The organism is Sinomonas sp. G460-2, from assembly GCF_047759905.1.
In the GTDB taxonomy this organism is placed as follows: Bacteria; Actinomycetota; Actinomycetes; order Actinomycetales; family Micrococcaceae; genus Sinomonas.
On sequence record NZ_JBKZWT010000319.1, the window covers coordinates 1 to 4,079 of the forward strand.

Annotated in this window: 4 protein-coding genes and 2 pseudogenes; 3 read left to right on the top strand and 3 right to left on the bottom strand. The window is 68.9% G+C overall.

The genetic code is table 11. The features are described from left to right. Both ACLN58_RS18910 and ACLN58_RS18915 read right to left on the bottom strand, forming a co-directional pair. Positions 1–201, bottom strand: a pseudogene (locus ACLN58_RS18910) (GNAT family N-acetyltransferase); the annotation flags it as partial. Positions 202–223: 22 nt separating this feature from the next. After that, the gene (locus ACLN58_RS18915) at positions 224–1,609 is read right to left on the bottom strand and encodes a glycine--tRNA ligase (protein ID WP_415856784.1); all 1,386 of its coding nucleotides are present in this window, start codon (positions 1,607–1,609) and stop codon (positions 224–226) included. A gap of 239 nt (positions 1,610–1,848) precedes the next feature. Between ACLN58_RS18915 and ACLN58_RS18920 the strand changes: the two genes are divergently transcribed. Next, positions 1,849–2,064: an RNA-binding S4 domain-containing protein gene (locus tag ACLN58_RS18920; RefSeq protein WP_415856785.1), complete on the top strand. Its 216-nt coding sequence runs from the start codon at positions 1,849–1,851 to the stop codon at positions 2,062–2,064. On the opposite strand, the gene ACLN58_RS18925 is transcribed toward ACLN58_RS18920, so the two are convergent. Continuing rightward, positions 2,051–2,737, bottom strand: coding sequence for an alpha/beta hydrolase (locus ACLN58_RS18925; protein ID WP_415856786.1), 687 nt, complete (start codon positions 2,735–2,737; stop codon positions 2,051–2,053). The two genes, ACLN58_RS18920 and ACLN58_RS18925, sit on opposite strands and share 14 nt — an antisense overlap. Positions 2,738–2,850: 113 nt before the next feature. Here ACLN58_RS18925 and ACLN58_RS18930 point away from each other — a divergent pair, with 113 nt between their 5' ends. Then, entirely contained in the window at positions 2,851–3,747 is an 897-nt protein-coding gene (locus tag ACLN58_RS18930; protein ID WP_415856787.1) for an SGNH/GDSL hydrolase family protein, read from the top strand. Between the two features lie 51 nt (positions 3,748–3,798). Then, a pseudogene (locus ACLN58_RS18935) lies at positions 3,799–4,079 on the top strand (hypothetical protein); the annotation flags it as partial.

Below are 4,079 nucleotides of genomic sequence, written 5' to 3' on the forward strand. Positions count from 1 at the left end.
CGCGCTCGTGTACACGACGCCGGCGGCCACGGGGATGCCCTGGTCCTCGGCCACGACGCAGCGCCGCCACACCCCCTCATCGGCATCCGGCGCGAGCTCGCCGCGGAACTGTTCCGCGGCGGGCCCCTCGGCGTCGCCCCAGATCTGCAGGAGCGTCTGGTCGTCGCCCGCCCGCCACGGGCGGTAGCTCAGTTCAGCCACGCGCTTGGTTCCTCCCGGCCCGTCAGTTCCCGTTGAGCCGCTCGGCGAGGTAGCCCTGGACCTTGTCGAGCGAGACGCGCTCCTGCGCCATCGTGTCGCGCTCGCGGATCGTGACGGCGTCGTCGTCGAGCGTATCGAAGTCGACGGTGATGCAGAACGGCGTGCCGATCTCGTCCTGGCGGCGGTAGCGGCGGCCGATCGCGCCCGCGTCGTCGAAGTCGATGTTCCAGCGCTTGCGCAGCTCGGCGCCGAGATCGCGCGCCTTGGGCGAGAGGCTCTCGTTGCGGCTCAGGGGAAGCACAGCTGCCTTGATGGGCGAGAGCCGCGGGTCGAGCCGCAGGACGGTGCGCTTGTCCACGCCGCCCTTCGTGTTCGGCGCCTCGTCCTCGGAGTACGCGTCGACGAGGAACGCCATCATGGACCGCGTGAGGCCAAAGGATGGCTCGATCACGTACGGGATGTAGCGCTGGTTCGTGGTCTGGTCGAAGTAGGCGAGCTCGTGGCCCGAGGCCTTCGAGTGGCTGCCGAGGTCGAAGTCCGTGCGGTTCGCGATGCCCATGAGCTCGCCCCACTCGTTGCCCTGGAAGCCGAAGCGGTATTCCACGTCGATCGTGCCGGCCGAGTAGTGCGCGCGCTCCTCCTTCGGGACGTCGAAGCGGCGCATGTTGTCCGGGTTGATGCCGAGGTCCACGAACCAGTTCCAGCACGCGTCGACCCAGTGGTCGAACCACGAGGGAGCGTCCTCGGGCGCCGTGAAGAACTCGATCTCCATCTGCTCGAACTCGCGCGTGCGGAAGATGAAGTTGCCCGGCGTGATCTCGTTGCGGAACGCCTTGCCGATCTGGCCGATGCCGAACGGCGGCTTCTTGCGCGACGTCGTGACCACGTTGTTGAAGTTCACGAAGATGCCCTGCGCCGTCTCGGGGCGCATGTAGTGCAGCCCCTCGGCGTTGTCGACTGGGCCGAGGAACGTCTTCATGAGGCCCGAGAACATCTGCGGCTCGGTCCACTGGCCCGTGACGCCGCAGTCGGGGCACGTGATGGACTCCATGCCGTTCTCCGGCGCGCGGCCCTTCTTCGCCTCATAAGCCTCGATGAGATGGTCCTGACGGTGCCGCTTGTGGCAGTTGAGGCACTCGACGAGCGGATCCGTGAACGTCGCGACGTGACCCGAAGCCTCCCAGACCTGCTTGGGCAGGATGACGGAGGAGTCGAGGCCCACCATGTCCTCGCGGCCGCGGACGAACGTCTGCCACCACTGTTCCTTGATGTTCTCCTTCAGCTCGACGCCGAGGGGACCGTAGTCCCATGCGGAACGGGAGCCTCCGTAGATCTCGCCCGCCTGGAAGACGAATCCGCGGCGCTTGGCCAGGGAGACAATCGCGTCCAGTTGGGATTTGGGTGCCAAGACATGTCCTCCATACTGTGCAGGGCCGCTGGGTGCGGTCCGGGTAGTCCAGAGTCAAGAGTACCGGGGCGCGGGTGGTGGGCGGGCGCATGATGGGTGGTGGGCGGGTCAGGATGGTGGGTGCATACCGGGTGGTGGGCGGGTCAGGATGGTGGGTGCATACCGGGTGGTGGGCGGGTGCATACCGGGCGGTGGGTGGGTGCATACCGGGCGGTGGGCGGGTGCATAAGGTAGTAACCATGGAAGATGTCGAGATCCGCGAAGGCACCATCCGGCTCGGCCAGCTCCTCAAGCTGGCCTCCCTCGTCGAGGACGGCGTCGAGGCCGCCGACTTGATCCGCGGCGGCCTCGTGAAGGTCAACGGAGACATCGAGGAGCGGCGCGGCCGGCAGCTCGCCGCAGGCGACGTCGTCGAGGTCAACGGCCAGCAGGTTCGCCTCGTCAGCCGCGCGTGAGCACCTTGAAGCGCAGGAATTCCGCGACGTGGGCCATCTCGGGCCCGCTGATGCTGTGCAGGATCCCTTCGTAGACGATCTTCGTGAGGTCCACGCGGCCCCGGACCCAGCCGAGCGTGAACTCGACCTTGTCCGGTGTGATGACCGGATCGGCTTGGTCCCGACCCCAGAAGAACGGCACGGTACCGTCAAGCTCGGCGTCGCGAACGTAGGGCCAGCCATCGGCCCCGCCCGCATTGATCGCGAACCCAGACAGACCGACGACGGCGGCGAAGTCGCCCGGGCGGCGCCGCAGGAGCGTCGTCGCCATGGCCATGCCCATCGAGAAGCCGAGCAGGGTCACCGAAGTGTGCTGCCCGCCGACCGAGTCGAGCCACTCGAGGACGTACTCGCTCGCGGCCTCGACCTGGGCCAGCCCGAAGTCGGCCGCCGCGACGAGCGGGAACCACTGGTAGGCCCCCGGCGCGAGCTCCTGCGGGGCACGCAGGGCGACGACGGTGAACTCGGGAGGCAGGAGGGGCACGAGGCCCATGAGGTCCGCCTCGTTCGCGCCGTAGCCGTGGAGCAGGACGATCAGCGGAGTCCCCGCCCGTTCCTCCTCCGGGCGGCTCCACACGGCGTGGTGCGTCGGGTACGTCGCGGGATAGCTGGGGGTGGTCTGGGCCTCAGTCATGCCAACCATTCTGGCACATGGTTGAAGCATCAAGTAAATTGCTTCGGCGTGGCCGGGCACAGTCGGCCACCTTGCGGCGTTAACGCGGGATAGATAATGCAGGAGTGACGGACATGACCCAGCCCAATCATCGCGACGTACAGCTCTCGGACGGCCAACGCCACCCGTGGCACCGGTACGTGGCCATGGGCGATTCGTTCACCGAGGGGATCGGCGACCCCGACGTCTCCTCGCCTGGCGGGCACCGCGGCTGGGCGGACCGCCTCGCGGAGGAGCTTTCCCGGGGAAGCGAGGACTTCGCCTACGCCAATCTCGCGATCCGCGGACGGCTCCTCGGGCAAATCCTCGACGAGCAGCTCGAGCCTGCGCTCGCCCTCTCCCCCGACCTCGTGTCCATCTCGGCGGGAGGCAACGACCTCTTGCGGCCGGGAAGCGATCCTGACGCCCTCGCTGTGAGGCTCGACGGCGCCGTCGGCCGCGTCGCCGAGACCGGCGCAACGGTGCTGCTCTTCAACGGACCGGACATCGGGTCGACGCCCGTGCTGAGCGCCATCCGCGGCAAGGTGGCCATCTACAACGAGAACCTGCGCACGGTCGCCGCGCGGCACGACGCGATCATCGCGGACATGTGGAGCCTGCGCCAGCTCTCGGATTCGCGCATGTGGGCGAGCGACCGGCTGCACTTCTCTCCGCTGGGCCACCACACGATCGCGATCATGGCGCTCGGGGCGCTCAACGTCCCGCACGAGCTCTCCCCCATGGAGCCGGCGCCCCTGCCCTCACGCTCGTGGCGCGCCGCGCGCGCCGAGGACCTCGTGTGGGCGCGCGAGTACTTCGTGCCCTGGGTGATCCGCCGGATCCGCCACAAGTCGAGCGGCGACGGCATCTCGGCCAAGCGGCCGACGGCGTCGCCCGTCTTCGGCGTGGGCGTCCCCTTGGGAACGGGCGACGCCATCGGGGCGCGGGAGGCCCTGGGAGACCCCGTGGGAACGGACGAGGGCGGCGAGTAGGCTGAAGACATACTGGCCCGGCAGGCCGGGCGCATCGGACCGGAGGCGGCCATGAGCTGGATATTCTGGGTGATCGTCCTCGCGTGGGTGGTCCCCTTCATCATGCGGAAGATCGGCCAGCCCCCGCGCAATCGGGGCCAGATTCCCCCGCGCGACCGAGGGTACAACCGCTACGGCGGCTACCCCGGCAACCCCTACCCGCACGGGTATCAGGGCGGCCAGCGGCCCCCGCAGCAGAACCCCACGGCAGCCGGCCAACCGGTGCCACCGCCCCCGGCGCCGGGGGGAAACCCGGGCGGGAACTGGTGGCAGCAGCCCATCCCGCCGGGCAC